Genomic DNA, 17,442 nt, shown 5'->3' with positions numbered 1-17,442 from the left:
CGCCCAGTTGCCTCGCCGGTGAGCGGGCACGCCCAGGTGGAAGGAAGCGCCGCCTCCCGAGCGGGGAGATCAACCGTCGAAGCGGCCTTCGCGGATGCCGTGCAGGAACGACGACCAAGACGTGGCACTCACCAGCAGGACTTCGTCATCGGGAGCCTTCGAGTCGCGGGCCGCGACGGCGTGGCCGGTGTGGGCCACCTCTACGCAGTTGCCGTAGTTGCTGCTGCGGCTGCTCTTCCGCCACGGGAGGCCGGAGAAATCGGGTTGTGCCACGAAGTGCTCCTCGCCGGTCGTCATGCCAACTCGTCGGCTACGCGTGCCATGAACTCTAGAGAAGCCGATTCCGGCAGGGCAACGTCCCGCAGCAAGCGAAAGGACTCCCTCGCTGCGACGACGTGTTCGGCCTCTTCCAGGAACGCGCTGCTCCACCGGTTCTCCAGGTAGACGAGCGACGGCTGCTGGCCGAAATCCAGCAGCACGAACGGCCCTTCCAGCCCAGGATGTGCGCCTGCTGCCGAGGGCAGCACTCTGATCGCTACGTTCGCTCGGCTCCCCGCGGTGATCGCGTGCCGGAGCTGGCGGTACATGAGCCCGCCGGTTCCGACCGGCCTCCGGAGCACACTCTCCTCCACTAAAAACTCCAAGGTCGGGTGGCCGGCGGCGTGGAGCAGCGTCTGCCTGGTCATGCGCGCGGTGACCAGCGAATCGACCTGCGGTGGTGTCAGGTCAGGGTCCGTCGCTTCAGCGATCGTCGCCGCGTACTCGGATGTTTGGAGCAATCCCGGAATGAACATCGACTCGTAGTTGCAGATCGACGTGGCTTCTTTCTCGAAGCGGATCAGGTCCTGCCACATTCGTGGCAATCCGCCGTCCCGCACTTGCCACCAATTGCGGTCCATCCCGTTTCGCACCAGCGCGAGGATCTCCTCGCGGCGCTTCGCCGGTACTCGGTACAGCCCCAGCAGCGCTGACACGTCGTCCGCGTACAGCCCGCGCTGGCCCGTTTCCATGCGGCTGAGCTTGCTCATCGACATGCCCAGCGCAGCAGCGACCTCCTCACCGGACAGGCCACTGCGCAGCCGGAGCTCCTTGAGCTCGCTGGAAACGCGCCGGACCCGGACCGGCATTCCCTTGTGCCCCAACACATTCACCCCCGATGATCGATCGCGTTGATTCCAGGAGGACTGTGCCGGGTCTCCACCGTGGCAAACCACCCTGATCACCCGAAAGAATCGTTGTGTGCCGCCACGGAGGCTCGGGAGAGTCCTCCGCACCAACAGGATTCGACTCATCGGGAGGCGCAATGTCCGACACCACTTGGGAGATTCCGGCGGCGGCGAAAGCGGGAGGCATCACCATCTCGCTCGGCTGCCAGAGCATCTCGGTCACCCAAGGGGACACGGAGGTCAAGATCATGAAGGAGCAGCTCGGCGAGGTCGCCGACAAGCTCTACTTCCTCGACATGGCGTTCCAAGCCGACGCGGAGACGATCGTCGAAGCCCTCTGCGCGCGTTGATCCGGTCCTCGAAAGCGTTCGGCGGGGCCCCGGCGTGCGGCGGAGGCCTCGCCGAAACGCCACCGGACCAGCCCGCACTGCGGTGATCGCGCAGGTCCCGCACCGATCCCGGACGCTGCCCTGCTACGTTCGCGCCGCAGGCGACACTGGGGGAACAGGACGCGAACGTGGCACCTTCCGACGACATGCTGCCCGGACACACCGAGCCCCGGCGCGCTCCGCGCGAGCCGGACGGCTCCGCCGGGCGGGGCTCGCGCCTCGGGTACATCGCCTCGCAGATCGTGGTCCGGCTGCTGGTGCTGCTGGTGTTCCACACGGTCATGGGCGCCACCGGGATCACGACGACCGACGGCACGCCCACCGAGCGCGGCACGGCGCTGGCCACCCGGTGCGAGCAGGTCGGCCCGGTCAGCATGTCCGGCCTGGGCTGGTGGTGGGTCTGCGACGCCACCGTCACCTGGGAGGACGGCTCCAGCGAGCAGCGCACCTTCAAGTTCTCCGACCTCACCCCGGACAACCGCACGACACCGGCCCCGGTCGAACGCCGCGAGCTCGACAACCGCGGCAGCAACGTCGTCATCGCCGACCCCACCGCGCCCGCCGCGCTGGGCTGGGCGCTGTTCGTCCCGCTGCTCGGGCTCGCCCTGCTCGGAGTTCGCATCCCCGGCGTCCCGCCGCGCGGCCCGGATCCGGAGCGCCGCAGGCGGGCGCGGCTGGGGATCTGGCCGCCCGCGATCCTCGCCGCCGGGTGGTGGCTGGTCATCGCGGGCGGGCTGGGCAGCGGGCGGCTCGACGTCCTGGCCTGGCTCCCGGTGGTCGTGATCGTCGCCGGTCACGTGTTCCTCGCCGTCGGCGCCGCGTTCGCCATCGCCAGGCGGCGCCACGGCTACCCGGACCGGGAACCGCCCGTCGCCGTCGGCGGGCTGCTGCTGCGCGCGAACCTGCTGCTCGGCCTCGGCGTCCTAGGCGTCGTGGGCGGGCTGCTCAGCGGGCAGCCCCCGGCCGGGATCGCCGCGCTCACCGCGTTGCCCCTGGTCGCCGCCGGATTCGGCGTCCGCGGCCGACTCGTCGCCGGGCGCCTGCGCGACCTGAGCTGACCCCGGAGCACGCCCGTTCAGCCGTGGCATGAAGATGGGGGGCGAGCGCTGGGGGCGCTCGTGCCGGTGGGTTCGCCCTCCTGCGAAGAGTTCCGAGGATTCGTGTCCGGGAATGCGGATGGAACCGTCCGGGCACCTCGGATCGTCGATCTCGGTGGCCCCGGTCTGATCTCGACCGGCACGAGACCGCGCACTCCGCGCCGCACCAAGCACCGCACCTGGGGGTAATGACGTGAATCAGCAGTCACCGCAGCAGTTCCTCGAATCGCTGCAAAGCCGCGCCGACGAGATGGTCCAGCAGTCCCAGCAGATCCAGGAACAGCTCGGTTCCCTCGCCGAGACCGCCACCGAGGACGGCGTCTCGGTCACCGTCGGCTCCAACGGCGCGCTCCAGGACGTGCAGTTCGACCGGAGCTCGATGCAGCGCGGCCCGTCCGAGCTGCGCGCCGCGATCCTGCGGCTGTCCGCGCAAGCGCAGGGCGCGGTCGCGCACAAGGTCGCGCAGACCGTGGAGCCGTTCGCGGGCGCCTCCGCGATGGAATTCCTGCGAACTCAGCTCCCGGCGGAACCAGACGAGGGCGCCGCGAGTCGGAACGACGATCCGGACTTCGACGACGAGCCGCCGCGAAGCTACCTTCGCTGATCACTGGGGAGCAGCAACCATGTTCAACGTCATGCCATCGCGGCTGACCACGCATTCGCAGTGGCTCGCCGGACTCGCCGGCGACATCGCCGCGGCGGGCCAGCAGGGCGCGGGAGTCTCGTTCGGCGCCGACAGCTTCGGCCTGGTGGGCCAGCTGTTCGCCGATCAGGCCCGGCAGACCTCGCAGCAGGCCGCCGCCGAGATCCAGAAGTTCTCCGAGCTGACCGCGGACCTCGGTGATCGGGTGAGCGCGACCGCGGCGGACTACCAGGACATCGACGACAAGAACTCCGACGATCTCGGGCAGGTGCAGATATGACCGGGATGTTCACCGATACCGACAGCGCGGCGGTCCAATCCGGTGCGGTGACCGCGGGCGCCGGGATCGTCGATTCCGCTCGGGCGACCTGGACCGCGTTCAACAACGAGGACTGGGGCGAATTCGCCGCCAGCGCCGGAGTGCTCGCGCTGGACGGGCTGATCACCGCCATCGACCCGATCGGTTCCGCGCTGGCCGCCGGAGTCGGCTGGCTCATGGAGCACTTCGCGCCGCTGCGCGAAGTGCTCGACTTCCTCGCGGGCGACCCGAACGCGATCAAAGCGGGCGCGGACACCTGGCAGCAGGTGAAGGCGGACCTGGAGAAGCTGGCCGCGGAGATCCCCGGTCAGGTCCAGTCGGACTGCGCCGAGTGGCAAGGCCAGGCCTGCGACGCCTACCGGCAGCGGTCCGCGGAACTCGCCGAAGGCGTCGAAGCCATGTCGGTCAGCGCGGGCACCGCCTCGGGCGCGATGGCGACCGCGGGCACCATGGTCGCCACCTGCCGCGGCCTGATCCGGGACATCATCGCCGCCATCGTCGCCGAACTCATCAAGGGCGCGCTGGCCGCGCTCGCGGGCTCCGTCATCAGCTTCGGCGCGACCGTCGCGGGCTACCTCGGCTACGCGGCCGGGCGGATCGGGATGACCCTGTCCAAGATCGCCACGAAGATCAGCCAGCTGCTCGGCAAGCTCGGCAAAGCCGGAACGCACCTGGCCAAGGCCCTCGACGACATGGCCGAGGCGGGCGCGAAGGTCGGCGCCAAGCTCACCACCGGTGGCGCGAAGGCGTTCCCGGCCTCGCCGACGCTGGGCGGGGCCGCGACCGCAGCCGGGCAGGCCACCTCCCGCGCTTCGGACGCGTTGGGCTCCACCGCGAGCGCCGTCGGCAAGGGCGGCGAAGCGCTCGGCAGCGCCGGGACGCGCGGCGCCGACGCGGCGGCAGGACTGGGCAAGAGCGCCGAACAACTGGGCGGACGCGGCGTCGGGATGATGGGCAACGCCGACGACCTGGGCCGGTCGGCGCAGAACGCCACCAAGTCCTTCGTCGACGACGCCACGCTGTGGCGGGAAGGCGGCGGCATCAACAACGCCGCCGCCCGTGAAACGGCGGAGACCGTGTCCGACGTGCGCAAGGCGGAAAGCCAGATCGCGCGCGGCGCGTTCGGCTCGGAGCAGTACCACGAGCAGACCTACGACGAGGACAACGGAACGAACTACTACGACACCTCGCACCGCCTCTCCGGCACCATCCCCACCGCCGAAGAGCACATCCCGAAGTGACGTCGAGCTCCCGACGGGAGTGAACGGCAGGCCGCGCCGGCCTGACAAGACCGTTCGCCAGAAGATCGCCGCACGCTCGTGCGCGCGGCGCCCGGGGAACCGCTCCTTGCCTGCCAGGGCAGCGGGTCTGCCTCCGGCGCCGCGCGGAGGTGCTGGTGACGGGCGGAGGTGCGCGGGAAACCGATGACGCGGCTGCGTCTCACACTTCTCGACCGGTGGGGCGTGCCGCCGAGGGGAGGTATCCATGCGCGCGCGCCATCATTGCGCCGAGCCCGAGTCACGGCACGCCACCCATCGGCCACCACCGGTGCCGGAGCACGGATTTCTGCAGGAACTGCAACGATCGGTGGGGAACGCGGTGGTGGCTCAGCTGGTCGCGCGCGCCCGGAACTCGGCGGAGCACGCCCCCGTCGAGTCGCCGCCGAAGAGCCCGCGACCCGCCTCATCGGGGCCGCGATCCGAGCCGCGCACCGCGGTCCAGCGCTCGCCTTCGTCGGCGAGGAGAAGGTCGAGCCGGATCGACCGGGCCTGAGCAAGGCGCAGGAGAAGTTCGCACGCGACCGCACCGTGCGCCAGTACGAGGACGACGCGGAGTTCACGGGGCACGCGGACGGGAAGACCGATTACTTGGGAACCTTGCCCAAGCCCGGCGAGGGGACCTGGGTCCGGTTCTCCCCCACCGGAACGAACGTGCTCGGCGAGAACCACGCGGAGGTCACGTTCGACCACGTCATCACAGCGGTCGGCTCCAGCAGCTTCGTCTACGAAGCGTTCGCTTCGGACGACCTCAGCGCGTTCCCCAGCATGAACAAGGCGTACGAGAAGTCCGCCGAGCCGATGCGGAAGAAGTTCGGCGTGCCCAAGCAGGACCTGAGCAAGCACGGCGGCGAATCGATCTTCCCCAAGCTGGCGCAGGCCCTGAACATCCTGTACACGCGCCTGGAAGAGCGGAACGTCGGGATCCTCGACGACCGCATGGGGGAAATACTGCAACGCTCCCTGAAGCTGGCTTGGAAGTACGGCAAGGACCTCGGCCAGGAGCCCGGCTCCGACATGGCGCCGGAGCGGAAGCGGTTCATCGCTGTGCACCAGGACGAGAAGGGCCTGGAGAAGTTCGTCAAAGGCCTCAAGGACGGCCGCAGCATCGCCGACGCGAAGGGCCTCGCCGAGCATCGAGAGGCGCTCATGGCCTACATCAAGGCCTTCATCAACGACATCTGGGCGGCCGGGGGGGAATGAACCCGTCGCGGCTGCACCCGACGCCGAGTACACCAAGGCGAAGCGACTCGAGAAGCAGCGGGAGCAGCATTTGCAGGCGAACGCGATACGGGCGGCGAGTTCCGCCTACCGCTACGTGGGGATGGGGAACGACCACGTCACGCGCTTTGCGAAGACCAATCCGGTTGGCCCGTTCCACTTCTACGACATGAGCGGCCAGGCACACGACAAGTTCGTGGCTGCCACCGAGGAGCTCGAGGACAAGGCACGGGGCTGACCGGATCGCATCCGTGCGACGAGGCCGTGCGGCCCGCTCCCTGAACGAGAGCGGGCCGCACCACCCGGGTCAGGCCTCCAGCAGCACACCCAGTTCGTCGCGCACCCGGCGGGCCGCGGAGCGAAGGTCCGCGACCGACGGGCCGTGGCGGAGGACGTCGCGGGCCGTGGCGGGCAGGACCGAGGGCAGGGCCGCGCCGAACGTGGCGCGGAGGCTCTGCACGGTCGCGCCCTGGGCACCCAGGCCCGGGGCCAGGATCGGGCCGTTCAAGCGGGAGAAGTCCAGCTCGCCCGGCTTGATCGTCGCCCCGGCGACCACGCCCACGTAGCCGTAGGGATCCGCGCCCGCGTTGTTCTCCGCCGCCGCGTCCACGATGGACTGGCCGACGGTGCGGCCGTCCTCCGCCTTCGAGCGCTGCAACGCCGCGCCCTCCGGGTTCGAGGTGCGCGCCAGGACGAACACGCCGCGGCCGGTCTGCTCCGCGATGCCCAGCGCCGGTGCCAGCGAACCGAAACCGAGGTACGGCGACACCGTCAGCGCGTCCGCCGCCAGCGGCGAGTGCTCGTCGAGGTAGGCGTTCGCGTAGGCCGTCATCGTCGAGCCGATGTCGCCGCGCTTCACGTCCAGCAGCACCAGCGCCCCGGCTTCGCGGGACGCGGCGACGACCTTCTCCAGCACCGCCACGCCCGCCGAACCGTAGACCTCGAAGAACGCCGACTGCGGTTTGAGCACCGCGACCTCACCGGCCAGCGCTTCCACCGCCGTCATCGCGAACCGCTCCAACGCGGCGGGGCTCTCCTCCAGGCCCCACGCGTTGAGCAGCGCCGGATGCGGGTCGATGCCCACGCACAGCGCGCCGCGCGCGGCGATCGACTCGGCGAGCCGCCGACCGAAACCGGCCCGGACCGTCACCGCCGCTCACCGCCCTGGCGCAGCGCGGCCTGCAGCGCCTGCAGCGGGCGCACGCCGATGCTGCCGCGGATCCCGGCCTCGATGCCCTGCACCGCCGCAGCGGCGCCCTGCACCGTGGTGATGCACGGGATGTCGCGCGACACGGCGGCCGTGCGGATCTCGTAGCCGTCGACGCGCGGGCCGGGGTTGCCGTACGGGGTGTTCACGACCATGTCGATCTCGCCGGCGCGGATCAGGTCGATGACGTCGCAGTCCTCGCCCTTCTCGTTGTGCTTGCGGACCTCCTTCGCCGGAATCCCGTTGCGCCGCAGCACATCCGTGGTCCCGGCGGTCGCGAGGATCTCGAAGCCCAGGTCGGCGAGGCGCTTGACCGGGAACACCATCGAGCGCTTGTCCTTGTTCGCCACCGACACGAACACGGTGCCCGAGGTGGGCAGCGAACCGTAGGCGGCGGACTGGGACTTCGCGAACGCCTGCCCGAAGGAGACGTCGATGCCCATCACCTCGCCGGTGGACTTCATCTCCGGCCCCAGCAGCGAATCCACGCCGTGGCCCTCCGGGGTGCGGAAGCGGTGGAACGGCAGGACCGCCTCCTTCACCGCCACCGGAGCGTCCATCGGCAGGTCCGCGCCGTCGCCCGTCGCGGGCAGCACGCCCTCGCCGCGCAGGTCGGAGATGCTGGCGCCCAGCATGATGCGGGACGCGGCCTTCGCCAGCGGAGCCGCCGTCGCCTTCGACACGAACGGCACCGTGCGCGAGGCCCGCGGGTTCGCCTCCAGCACGTAGAGCACGTCGTCCTTCAACGCGTACTGCACGTTGAGCAGGCCCAGCACGCCGATGCCGTGCGCGATGGCCTTCGTCGACTCGCGCACCTTCTCGATGTCCTGGCGCCCCAAGGTGATCGGCGGCAACGCGCACGCCGAGTCGCCGGAGTGGATGCCGGCCTCCTCGATGTGCTCCATCACGCCGCCCAGGTACACGTCGGTGCCGTCGCACAGCGCGTCCACGTCGATCTCGATGGCGTCGTCGAGGAAGTTGTCCACCAGCACCGGGTGCTCGGGGGTGACCTCGGTGGCGCGGGCGATGTAGTTCTCCAGCGACGCCTCGTCGTAGACGATCTCCATGCCGCGACCGCCGAGCACGTACGACGGGCGCACCAGCACCGGGTAGCCGATCTCGTCGGCGATGCGCTTGGCCGCGTCGAACGACGTCGCCATGCCGTACTTCGGCGCGGGCAGGCCCGCCTTGCGCAGCACGTCGCCGAACGCGCCGCGCTCCTCCGCCAGGTGGATCGCCTCCGGCGGCGTGCCCACGATCGGCACCCCGGCGTCGGCCAAGCGCTGCGCCAATCCCAGCGGCGTCTGGCCGCCGAGCTGCACGATCACGCCCGCGACCTCACCGGACGCGCGCTCCGCCTCGACGACCTCCAGCACGTCCTCGAACGTCAGCGGCTCGAAGTACAGCCGGTCCGCCGTGTCGTAGTCCGTGGACACCGTCTCCGGGTTGCAGTTGACCATGACGGTCTCGAACCCGGCGTCGCGCAGCGAGGTGGCCGCGTGCACGCAGGAGTAGTCGAACTCGATGCCCTGGCCGATGCGGTTCGGGCCCGAACCCAGGATGATCACCTTGGGGCGGTCGCGCTGCTCGGTGACCTCGGACTCCGCGTCGGGGTCGAGCTCGTAGGCCGAGTAGTGGTACGGGGTGCGGGCCGCGAACTCGGCCGCGCAGGTGTCCACCGTCTTGTACACCGGCCGCACGGCCAGGCGGTGCCGCAGCGACCGCACACCGTCCTCATCGGACAGCTCCGGGCGCAGCGCGGCGAGCTGGCGGTCCGACAGGCCGGAGCGCTTCGCCCGCCGCAGCAGGTCCGCGTCCAGCACCGGGGCGGCCGAGAGCTCCGCGCGCAGCTCCACCAGCGCGGCGATCTGGTCCACGAACCACGGGTCGATGCCCGAGGCCTCGTGCACCTGCGCCGCGCTCGCGCCCAGCCGCAGCGCGCGCTCCACGCCGTAGAGCCTGCCGTCGTGCGCGGTGCGCAGCTCGTCCAGAGTGGACTCCAGCGTCGCGCCCTCCGGGTCGTCCTTCGTCCAGAAGCCGATCCGCGAGGTCTCCATCGAGCGCAGCGCCTTGCCCAGCGCCTCCTGGAAGCTCCGGCCCAGCGACATCGCCTCGCCGACGCTCTTCATCGTCGTCGTCAACGCGGGGTCCGCACCGGGGAACTTCTCGAAGGCGAACCGCGGCACCTTCACCACCACGTAGTCCAGCGTCGGCTCGAAGCTCGCCGGGGTCTCGCCGGTGATGTCGTTGCTGATCTCGTCGAGCGTGTAGCCGATGGCCAGCTTCGCGGCGATCTTGGCGATCGGGAAGCCCGTCGCCTTCGAGGCCAGCGCCGAGGAGCGCGACACCCGCGGGTTCATCTCGATCACGACCATGCGCCCCGTCTCCGGGTGGATCGCGAACTGGATGTTGCAGCCGCCGGTCTCCACGCCCACCTCGCGCAGCACGTCGATGCCGACGTTGCGCATGTGCTGGTACTCGCGGTCGGTCAGCGTCATCGCCGGGGCCACCGTGACCGAGTCACCGGTGTGCACGCCCATCGGGTCGATGTTCTCGATGGAGCAGATCACGACCACGTTGTCCGCGTGGTCGCGCATCAGCTCGAGCTCGTACTCCTTCCAGCCGAGCACGCTCTCCTCGATGAGCACCTCGTGCACCGGGGACTCGGTGAGGCCCAGCGTGGCCATCCGCTCCAGGTCCTCGGTGGTGTGCGCCATGCCGGAACCCAGGCCGCCCATGGTGAAGCTGGGGCGGATGACGACCGGCAGGCCGCGCTCGGCGACGAAGTCGCGGACCTCGTCCATCGACTTGCACACGGCGCTCTCCGGGGCGTCGCCGCCGATGGAGCGCACGATGTCCTTGAACCGCTGCCGGTCCTCACCGCGCTCGATGGCCTCGATGTCGGCGCCGATGAGCTCAACGCCGTACTTCTTGAGCACGCCGCGCTCGTCGAGCGCCATCGCCGTGTTCAGCGCCGTCTGCCCGCCGAGGGTCGCCAGCAGGGCGTCGGGGCGCTCGGCCTCGATGACCTTCTCCACGAACTCCGGGGTGATCGGCTCGACGTAGGTGGCGTCGGCGAACTCCGGGTCCGTCATGATCGTCGCCGGGTTGGAATTGACCAGGCTGACCCGCAGCCCTTCCTCCCGCAGCACCCGGCACGCCTGCGTACCGGAGTAGTCGAACTCGCAGGCCTGTCCGATGACGATCGGCCCGGAACCGATCACCATGACGTGCTTGATATCAGTGCGCTTGGACATCAGCGGGCCTCGCTCATCATGCTGGTGAACTCGTCGAACAGGGGCGCGGCGTCGTGCGGACCGGCCGCGGCCTCCGGGTGGTACTGGACGCTGAACGCGGGGCCGTCGAGCAGGCGCAGGCCTTCGACGGTGCCGTCGTTCGGGCAGTAGTGGCTGATCTTCGCGGCGCCGAAGTCGGTGTCGAACCGCTCCCCCGCCTCGCCCTCCACGGCGAAACCGTGGTTCTGCGCGGTGATCGCGACCTTGCCGGTGTCCACATCGATCACCGGGATGTTGATGCCCCGGTGGCCGTAGCGCATCTTGTAGGTCCCGCGGCCGAGCGCGCGTCCCAGCAGCTGGTTGCCGAAGCAGATCCCGAACAGCGGGAGCTTGCGGCTCAAGATCTCGCGGGTGAGCGCCACGGCGTGGTCGGCGGTCGCCGGGTCGCCGGGGCCGTTGGACAGGAACACCCCGTCCGGCCGCACCGCCAGCAGGTCGTCCGCGGTGGAAGACAGCGGCAGCACGTGCACCTCGATGCCGCGCTGGGCCATCATCCGCGGGGTGTTCGACTTGATGCCCAGGTCCAGGGCCGCCACCGTGAACTTCTTCTCGCCCTGCGCCTCGACGACGTAGGGCTTGTCCGTGGTCACGTCACCGGCCAGGTCCGCGCCCGACATCGAATCGGAGGCCGCCACCTGCGCCACCAGCTCGTCGTCCGAACCCACCGCGGAACCCGAGAAGATCCCGGCGCGCATCGCGCCGCGCTCCCGCAGGTGCCGGGTCACGGTGCGGGTGTCGAGGCCCGCGATGCTCACGATCTCCTGGCGCTTGAGCTCCTCGTCCAGCGACCGGCGGGAGCGCCAGTTCGACGGAACGCGCGCGGGGTCGCGCACCGCGTAGCCCGCGACCCAGATGCGCTGGGACTCGTCGTCCTCGTCGTTCCAGCCGGTGTTGCCGATCTGCGGCGCGGTCTGCACCACGATCTGGCGGTGGTACGACGGGTCGGTCAGCGTCTCCTGGTAGCCGGTCATGCCGGTGGAGAACACCGCCTCGCCGAGCGCGCGGCCCTCCTGGCCGTAGGCGACGCCGCGGAAGATCCGGCCGTCTTCGAGCACCAATGCCGCCGGGGTGTGCGCGGTCATGCCTGTCCCTCCATGTCGTCACGTCCTGCGGCAGGCGCCAATGCCCGCACCGCACCCGTCCACTCGTCCTGAGCGGACTTGTCATCCGCGCGGAAGCCGGTGTCGATGTCCTGGTCCCCCAAGCGCCAGGTCACCACCAGCATCCCCGCACCGGGAACGACCTTGTTCGCCAGCTTGTGATCCACCCGGGCGTCCACCACGGACTCCGCGGGAATCCACATCGCGCTCGCGCCCGTCCGCTCCAGCAGCAGGCCCGAACCGCGCAACCGCGCCACCGCGTTCGCGCGGTGCCCGATGTCGCCGACCGCGATGCGGTCCTGCCAATCGCCGGCCCGCGTGCTGCCCACGTAGAACCCGCTCGCGTCGGCCAGCAGCGCGGGCTGCTCGGCCACGCCGTCGGGCGCCACCGGGAACTCCGCGAGCTCCGCCGTCTGCCGCCGCTTGCGGTTGAGCCAGCCGCGGCGCATCCCGACGTACACCAGCGCCAGCAGCACCAGCAGCGCCAGCACCCACAACATCCGTTCCATCAGCGCCGCACCTCGCCCTCGTGCGCGGTGATCCGGCCGCGCAACACCGTCGCCAGCACCCGGCCCGGCAGCTCCATGCCCTCGAACGGCGTGTTCGCCGAGATGCTCGCCAGCTCAGCACCGCGCACCGTCCAGCGGACATCGGGGTCCACCACGGCCAGGTTCGCGGGTTCGCCCACCGCGATCGGGCGGCCCTGATCGGCCAGCCCGGCGATCTCGGCGGGCCGCTCGCTGAGCACCCGCGCCACGCCGCGCCAGTCCAGCAGGCCCGGCTCAACCATCGTGCGCGTGACCACGCCCAGCGCCGTCTGCAGGCCGAGCATGCCCGGCTTCGCCGCCGACCACTCGCAGTCCTTGTCCTGCGAAGCGTGCGGCGCGTGGTCGGTGGCCACGCAGTCGACCGTGCCGTCGGCCAGCGCCTCCCGCAGCGCCCGCACGTCCGCATCGGTGCGCAGCGGCGGGTTGACCTTGTTCACCGGGTCGTAGGTCGACAGCAGCTCGTCGGTCAGCAGCAGGTGGTGCGGCGTGACCTCCGCGGAGACCGTGCCCGCCGACCCGCCGCGCGACTTCCACCAGCGCAGGATCTCCGCGGTGCCCGCCGTCGAAACGTGGCAGACGTGCAGCGTGCCGCCGGTGTGACCCGCCAGCAGGCAGTCCCGCGCCACGATCGACTCCTCCGCCGGAGCGGGCCACCCCGCCAAGCCCAGCCGGGCGGCGTTCGCTCCCTCGTGGGCCTGCGCGCCGACCGTGAGCCGCGGCTCCTCCGCGTGCTGGGCCACGACGACGCCCAGCGCCTTCGCGTACTCCAGCGCCCGGCGCATCACCAGCGGGTCGTGCACGCACTTGCCGTCGTCGGAGAACACCCGCACCCCGGCCGCCGAACGCGCCATCGTGCCCAGCTCCGCGAGCTGCTCGCCGGCCAGCCCGACCGTGACCGCACCCACCGGGTGCACGTCGACCAGGCCGATCTCCAGGCCGCGGCGCCACACGTGCTCCACGATCACCGCGTTGTCCGCGACCGGATCGGTGTTGGCCATCGCGAACACGGCCGTGTAGCCGCCGAGCGCCGCCGCCACCGAACCGGTCTCCACCGTCTCGGTGTCCTCGCGGCCGGGCTCGCGCAGGTGCGTGTGCAGGTCCACGAAACCGGGCAGCAGCACACCGCCCCCGCCGTGCACGACCTCGTCGGCCTCGACGTCCAGGTCCGCGCCGATCTCGGCGATCAGCTCGCCGTCGACCAGCACGTCCACCGCTTCGCCGTCGCCGTAGGGACGGACTTCCTTGATCAGCACCCGGCTCATGCCGCGATCTCCTCTCCGGCGAGCAGGTGGTAGAGCACCGCCATGCGCACGTGGACCCCGTTGCGGACCTGTTCGGTGATGGCGGCGCGCGGCGAATCCGCCACCGCGGGAGCGATCTCCATGCCGCGCAGCATCGGACCGGGGTGCAGCACCACGGCGTGCTCCGGCAGCAGCGCCAGCCGCTTCTCGTTGAGGCCGTAGGCGATGGAGTACTCGCGGGCCGACGGGAAGAACCCGCCGTGCATCCGCTCCGCCTGCACCCGCAGCAGCATCACCGCGTCCAGGCCCGGCAGCACCGGGTCCAGCTCGTGCACGACCTCGGCACCCCAGTGCTCGATGCCCTGCGGGACCAGCGTCGGCGGCGCCACCAGCACCACGTCGACGCCGAGGGTGCGCAGCAGGTGCACGTTGGAGCGGGCGACCCGGCTGTGCAGCAGGTCGCCGACGATCGCGACCCGGCGGCCCGCGAGCTCGCCGAGGCGTTCCCGCAGCGTCGCCGCGTCCAGCAGCGCCTGCGTCGGGTGCTCGTGCATCCCGTCGCCCGCGTTCACGACCTGCGTCCCGGCCTCGTCCAGCCAGCCCGCCAGCCGGTGCGCCGCACCCGAAGCCGGGTGCCGCACGATCACGCAGTCCGCGCCCGCGGCCGACAGGGTCAGCGCGGTGTCGCGCAGCGACTCGCCCTTGCCTACCGAGGACGCCGAGGCCGACACGTTGATCACGTCGGCGCTCATCCACTTGCCGGCGACCTCGAACGACACCCTGGTCCGGGTGGAGTTCTCGTAGAACATCGTCATCACGGTGCGCCCGCGCAACGTCGGCAGCTTGCGCACCTCGCGGCCCAGCAAGGTCTGCTTGAGGGTGTCCGCGGTGTCGAGCACCGCCGTCGCGGTCGCCGCGTCCAAACCTTCGGTGGAGAGCAGATGCCGCATCACCGCACCTCCTCGCCGCGTCGGATGATCACCGAGTCGGTGTCGTCGACCTCGGCCAGCCGAACCGCGACGTCCTCGCTGCGGGACGTCGGCACGTTCTTGCCGACGTAGTCCGCGCGGATCGGCAGCTCCCGGTGGCCCCGGTCCACCAGGACCGCGAGCTGCACCGCACTGGGCCTGCCCTGGTCCCGCAAGGAGTCCAGAGCGGCGCGCACCGTGCGGCCGGAGAACAGCACGTCGTCCACGAGGACGACCAGCGCGTCGTCGATCCCGGACGGCGGAAGACTACTCGGCTCCAACGGCCGATTGGGTCGTTTTCGCAGGTCATCGCGATACAGCGTGATGTCCAGGGTGCCCGTGGGCACCTCCACACCGCTGAACTCGGCGATCCGGTCCGCCAGCCGCCGCGCCAGCGGCACACCCCGGGTCGGAACACCCAGCAGCACCACTCGTGGGCCGCCCGCCGCGTCGTGCGACGCCGTGTCCAGTGCCGTCTTCTCGATGATCTGATGAGCGATGCGGGCGATCGTGCGCGCAACGTCACCGGCCGAAAGCAGCTCCCGCTGCCCGGCCGGGTCCGTCGCGCCCGCCTGCCGGCGTGACGCCACGGGTGAGCCTCCTTCCCCGCCTCACTGGACGGGTCCTTAAAGGATGGTTGATTCCCCAGTGGACCGGATGCGCCTGCACCCGCCCTCCGGTGCGAACATCGGCAGGCCACCAGGCGACCACCGACTTCGGCTTGTACGCTATCAGCGTCCCGAGGTCAATCGTCCGGGTGGTGTGGGAGTACTCGCCCTGCCGCCACACGAAGACCAACTTGACCTAGTGACACTTGCGAGCGAACATTACTCTCCGTATCAATCTGAGCTTTCCTCCCCGGCATCCGATTTAGGCTGACGGGGCGAATGAAACGGAGAAACGCCACATGGGCGACTACGCCAAGGCGCTGGGCGGCAAGCTCCGCGCTATCCGCCAGCAGCAGGGTCTCTCGCTGCACGGCGTCGAGCAGAAGTCAGGCGGGCGGTGGAAGGCCGTGGTCGTCGGGTCCTATGAACGTGGCGACCGAGCGGTCACCGTCCAGAAACTCGCCGAACTGGCCGACTTCTACGGTGTTCCGGTCGCGGAGCTACTCCCGGAGGGACGGGTGCCCTCCGGCGCCGAACCGGCCACCAAGGTCGTGATCAACCTGGAACGGTTGCAGCAGCTACCTGCCGAGAAGGTCGGGCCTCTCGCCCGGTACGCGGCGACCATCCAGAGCCAGCGCGGTGACTACAACGGCAAGGTGCTGTCCATCCGGACCGAGGACCTGCGATCCCTCGCCATCATCTACGACATGACCCCCGGCGAGCTGACCGAACAGCTCATCGACTGGGGCGTCCTGCCGCCCGAGGCACGACCCGCTCGGGAGGAGTGAACCGCGGAACAACGGCTGCTGCGGCCCCGCCCTACCCCGGGGCCGGGGCCGCAGCCGTCGTTTCTCGGGGTTTCACGGGTCTTTTCGCTCGGGTGTCCGGGTAGCGGAACCTCAGCGGCTTCCTCGCGAGGAAGCCGCTGAGAACCCGTGGGTGAGCGGCTTCTCGACGTGGGCTGTGCGCTTCGCGCATACGGGCACGGCCTTCGGCCGCCAGGCAAGCGTGGCTTCGCCCGCCCCTTGCGGCTTTCGCCGCTGGGGAGACGAGATTCGAAAGCCTGGTGGCGGGATCGGCGCTGCGAGAAACCGATTACCTGGCAGGCCGCGCGGTATCGCGGGGACGCCGGGGGGCGAACCCCGCGATGGGACGCGGGTCAGCTCTGGGCTTCGGAGTCCGCGCGTTCCTTCGCCGCCGCCTCGGCGGCCTCCAGGTTGCGGATCGACGTGCGCAGCCGTTCGCTGATGCCCGCGATGCGGCCGAGCACCCCGTTGACGAACCGCGGCGAGTCGTCCGTGGACAGCGCCTTCACCAGCTCCACGGCCTCGTCGATGGCGACCGCGGGCGGCACGTCCTCGCTCCACAGCAGCTCGTAGAGCCCCAGCCGCAGCACGGCCCGGTCCACCGCGGGCATCCGGGCCAGCGTCCAGCCCTCGGCGTGCTCGACGAGCACGTCGTCGATGCGCTGCCGGTTGCCGGCGACGCCCTCGACGAGGGTGACCGTGTAGTCCCCGACCGGCGCGGCCTCGGGCGCGGCGAGCCGCTCGGACAGCAACGTCACCGCGTCGAGACCGCGCAGGTCGGCCTCGTACAGCACGTCCACCGCCCGCTTGCGGGCCTTGCTCCGTGAGCCCAACTCACATCTCTCTTTCCGCTGTCCCCCCGCCCGGCACGAACCGCGGCCCTGCCGGAGGAACCGGCGGGGCCGCGGGTGCGGCGGGAACGAATCACTTGGTGTTGACGCGACCCAGGTAACGACCGTCGCGCGGGTCGACCTTGACCTTGTCGCCGGTGTTCAGGAACAGCGGCACCTGGATCTCCGCGCCGGTCTCCAAGCTCGCCGGCTTGGTGCCGCCGGTCGAGCGGTCGCCCTGCACACCGGGGTCGGTGTGCGCGACGAGGAGCTCCACCGAGGCGGGCAGCTCCACGTACAGCGGCTCGTCGTCGTGGCGGGCGATGACCACGTTGCTGTTCTCCAGCATGTAGTCCGCCGCGTCCCCGACCACGCCGCGCGAGACGTTGAGCTGGTCGTAGGTGTCCTGGTCCATGAACACGAAGTCGGTGCCGTCGTCGTAGAGGTACGTCATCTCGCGGCGGTCCACGTTCGCGGTCTCGACCTTCACACCGGCGTTGAAGGTCTTGTCCACGGTCTTGCCGGAGAGCACGTTCTTCAGCGTGGTGCGCACGAAGGCGCCGCCCTTGCCCGGCTTGACGTGCTGGAAGTTCACGACGGACCAGAGCTGGCCGTCGATCTTGAGCACGAGTCCGTTCTTGAGGTCGTTCGTGGATGCCACGTGTCCGGTCTCTCCATGTGATGCGGGCTGCGGTTGACTCGCTGAGGCGAATGCGGCGCCGCCGC

At 70.4% G+C, this 17,442-nt stretch carries 19 protein-coding genes; 8 read left to right on the top strand and 11 right to left on the bottom strand.

All coding sequences use genetic code 11. The features are described from left to right. Positions 1-69 precede the first annotated feature (69 nt). Together OOZ19_RS19265 and OOZ19_RS19260 are read right to left on the bottom strand one after the other, a co-directional pair. Positions 70-297, bottom strand: a complete 228-nt coding sequence (locus tag OOZ19_RS19265; protein WP_266091518.1) for a DUF397 domain-containing protein — start codon at positions 295-297, stop codon at positions 70-72. Continuing rightward, positions 294-1,145, bottom strand: a complete 852-nt coding sequence (locus OOZ19_RS19260) for a helix-turn-helix domain-containing protein (protein WP_416309464.1) — start codon at positions 1,143-1,145, stop codon at positions 294-296. Before OOZ19_RS19260 ends, OOZ19_RS19265 begins: the two co-directional genes overlap by 4 nt. A gap of 158 nt (positions 1,146-1,303) precedes the next feature. On the opposite strand from OOZ19_RS19260, the gene OOZ19_RS19255 reads away from it, so the two are divergent. The 7 genes from OOZ19_RS19255 (at position 1,304) to OOZ19_RS19225 (ending at position 6,350) form a co-directional block, all read left to right on the top strand. Continuing rightward, complete coding sequence (locus OOZ19_RS19255) at positions 1,304-1,516, top strand: hypothetical protein (protein ID WP_266091516.1); 213 nt, start codon at positions 1,304-1,306, stop codon at positions 1,514-1,516. Between the two features lie 167 nt (positions 1,517-1,683). Then, positions 1,684-2,613: a DUF6346 domain-containing protein gene (locus tag OOZ19_RS19250; protein WP_266091515.1), complete on the top strand. Its 930-nt coding sequence runs from the start codon at positions 1,684-1,686 to the stop codon at positions 2,611-2,613. 232 nt (positions 2,614-2,845) lie between these two features. Continuing rightward, positions 2,846-3,256 (top strand): YbaB/EbfC family nucleoid-associated protein, encoded by a 411-nt coding sequence (locus OOZ19_RS19245; RefSeq protein WP_266091514.1) that lies wholly within the window; start codon positions 2,846-2,848, stop codon positions 3,254-3,256. A 19-nt stretch (positions 3,257-3,275) separates the two neighbouring features. Next, complete coding sequence (locus tag OOZ19_RS19240) at positions 3,276-3,575, top strand: type VII secretion target (RefSeq protein WP_266091513.1); 300 nt, start codon at positions 3,276-3,278, stop codon at positions 3,573-3,575. Then, the gene (locus OOZ19_RS19235) at positions 3,572-4,855 is read left to right on the top strand and encodes a WXG100 family type VII secretion target (protein WP_266091512.1); all 1,284 of its coding nucleotides are present in this window, start codon (positions 3,572-3,574) and stop codon (positions 4,853-4,855) included. Before OOZ19_RS19240 ends, OOZ19_RS19235 begins: the two co-directional genes overlap by 4 nt. Before the next feature lie 567 nt (positions 4,856-5,422). After that, a complete protein-coding gene (locus OOZ19_RS19230; RefSeq protein WP_266091511.1) occupies positions 5,423-6,094 on the top strand; it encodes a hypothetical protein in 672 nt (223 codons plus the stop codon). A 70-nt stretch (positions 6,095-6,164) separates the two neighbouring features. Further along, positions 6,165-6,350, top strand: a complete 186-nt coding sequence (locus OOZ19_RS19225; RefSeq protein WP_266091510.1) for a hypothetical protein — start codon at positions 6,165-6,167, stop codon at positions 6,348-6,350. A 69-nt stretch (positions 6,351-6,419) separates the two neighbouring features. On the opposite strand, the gene pyrF is transcribed toward OOZ19_RS19225, so the two are convergent. Genes pyrF through pyrR form a run of 7 tightly spaced genes read right to left on the bottom strand, consistent with a single transcriptional unit; the run spans position 6,420 to position 15,062 of the window. Continuing rightward, entirely contained in the window at positions 6,420-7,262 is an 843-nt protein-coding gene (pyrF, locus tag OOZ19_RS19220) for an orotidine-5'-phosphate decarboxylase (RefSeq protein ID WP_266091509.1), read from the bottom strand. Continuing rightward, on the bottom strand, positions 7,259-10,576 hold the full coding sequence (gene carB / locus OOZ19_RS19215) for a carbamoyl-phosphate synthase large subunit (protein WP_266091508.1): 3,318 nt from the start codon (positions 10,574-10,576) through the stop codon (positions 7,259-7,261). Before carB ends, pyrF begins: the two co-directional genes overlap by 4 nt. Next, positions 10,576-11,697 (bottom strand): glutamine-hydrolyzing carbamoyl-phosphate synthase small subunit, encoded by a 1,122-nt coding sequence (carA, locus tag OOZ19_RS19210; protein WP_266091507.1) that lies wholly within the window; start codon positions 11,695-11,697, stop codon positions 10,576-10,578. The genes carB and carA overlap by 1 nt, the downstream gene beginning before the upstream one ends. Continuing rightward, positions 11,694-12,224, bottom strand: coding sequence for a PH-like domain-containing protein (locus tag OOZ19_RS19205; RefSeq protein ID WP_266091506.1), 531 nt, complete (start codon positions 12,222-12,224; stop codon positions 11,694-11,696). Before OOZ19_RS19205 ends, carA begins: the two co-directional genes overlap by 4 nt. Beyond that, positions 12,224-13,525, bottom strand: a complete 1,302-nt coding sequence (locus OOZ19_RS19200) for a dihydroorotase (RefSeq protein ID WP_266091505.1) — start codon at positions 13,523-13,525, stop codon at positions 12,224-12,226. Before OOZ19_RS19200 ends, OOZ19_RS19205 begins: the two co-directional genes overlap by 1 nt. After that, complete coding sequence (locus OOZ19_RS19195; protein WP_266091504.1) at positions 13,522-14,454, bottom strand: aspartate carbamoyltransferase catalytic subunit; 933 nt, start codon at positions 14,452-14,454, stop codon at positions 13,522-13,524. Before OOZ19_RS19195 ends, OOZ19_RS19200 begins: the two co-directional genes overlap by 4 nt. After that, complete coding sequence (pyrR, locus tag OOZ19_RS19190) at positions 14,454-15,062, bottom strand: bifunctional pyr operon transcriptional regulator/uracil phosphoribosyltransferase PyrR (protein WP_266091503.1); 609 nt, start codon at positions 15,060-15,062, stop codon at positions 14,454-14,456. The genes OOZ19_RS19195 and pyrR overlap by 1 nt, the downstream gene beginning before the upstream one ends. 317 nt (positions 15,063-15,379) lie before the next feature. Here pyrR and bldD point away from each other — a divergent pair, with 317 nt between their 5' ends. Next, complete coding sequence (bldD, locus tag OOZ19_RS19185; RefSeq protein ID WP_009943043.1) at positions 15,380-15,868, top strand: transcriptional regulator BldD; 489 nt, start codon at positions 15,380-15,382, stop codon at positions 15,866-15,868. A 371-nt stretch (positions 15,869-16,239) separates the two neighbouring features. Here bldD and nusB read toward each other — a convergent pair whose 3' ends face one another. Continuing rightward, positions 16,240-16,719, bottom strand: a complete 480-nt coding sequence (nusB, locus tag OOZ19_RS19180) for a transcription antitermination factor NusB (protein ID WP_266091502.1) — start codon at positions 16,717-16,719, stop codon at positions 16,240-16,242. 91 nt (positions 16,720-16,810) lie between these two features. Next, entirely contained in the window at positions 16,811-17,377 is a 567-nt protein-coding gene (efp, locus tag OOZ19_RS19175; RefSeq protein WP_266091501.1) for an elongation factor P, read from the bottom strand. Between the last annotated feature and the right edge of the window lie 65 nt (positions 17,378-17,442).

The organism is Saccharopolyspora sp. NFXS83, assembly GCF_026241095.1.
Taxonomy (GTDB): domain Bacteria; phylum Actinomycetota; class Actinomycetes; order Mycobacteriales; family Pseudonocardiaceae; genus Saccharopolyspora_C.
The sequence above is the reverse complement of the archived record's forward strand: the minus strand, read 5'-3'. Positions and strand labels throughout refer to the sequence as shown.

Excerpts from the sequence above, each read along its gene's own strand:
- OOZ19_RS19265 (WP_266091518.1), bottom strand. The coding sequence starts at position 297 with ATGACGACCGGCGAGGAGCACTTCGTGGCACAACCCGATTTCTCCGGC.
- OOZ19_RS19255 (WP_266091516.1), top strand. The coding sequence starts at position 1,304 with ATGTCCGACACCACTTGGGAGATTCCGGCGGCGGCGAAAGCGGGAGGC.
- OOZ19_RS19240 (WP_266091513.1), top strand. The coding sequence starts at position 3,276 with ATGTTCAACGTCATGCCATCGCGGCTGACCACGCATTCGCAGTGGCTC.
- OOZ19_RS19235 (WP_266091512.1), top strand. The coding sequence starts at position 3,572 with ATGACCGGGATGTTCACCGATACCGACAGCGCGGCGGTCCAATCCGGT.
- carB (WP_266091508.1), bottom strand. The coding sequence starts at position 10,576 with ATGTCCAAGCGCACTGATATCAAGCACGTCATGGTGATCGGTTCCGGG.
- carA (WP_266091507.1), bottom strand. The coding sequence starts at position 11,697 with ATGACCGCGCACACCCCGGCGGCATTGGTGCTCGAAGACGGCCGGATC.
- OOZ19_RS19205 (WP_266091506.1), bottom strand. The coding sequence starts at position 12,224 with ATGGAACGGATGTTGTGGGTGCTGGCGCTGCTGGTGCTGCTGGCGCTG.
- OOZ19_RS19200 (WP_266091505.1), bottom strand. The coding sequence starts at position 13,525 with ATGAGCCGGGTGCTGATCAAGGAAGTCCGTCCCTACGGCGACGGCGAA.
- OOZ19_RS19195 (WP_266091504.1), bottom strand. The coding sequence starts at position 14,454 with ATGCGGCATCTGCTCTCCACCGAAGGTTTGGACGCGGCGACCGCGACG.
- bldD (WP_009943043.1), top strand. The coding sequence starts at position 15,380 with ATGGGCGACTACGCCAAGGCGCTGGGCGGCAAGCTCCGCGCTATCCGC.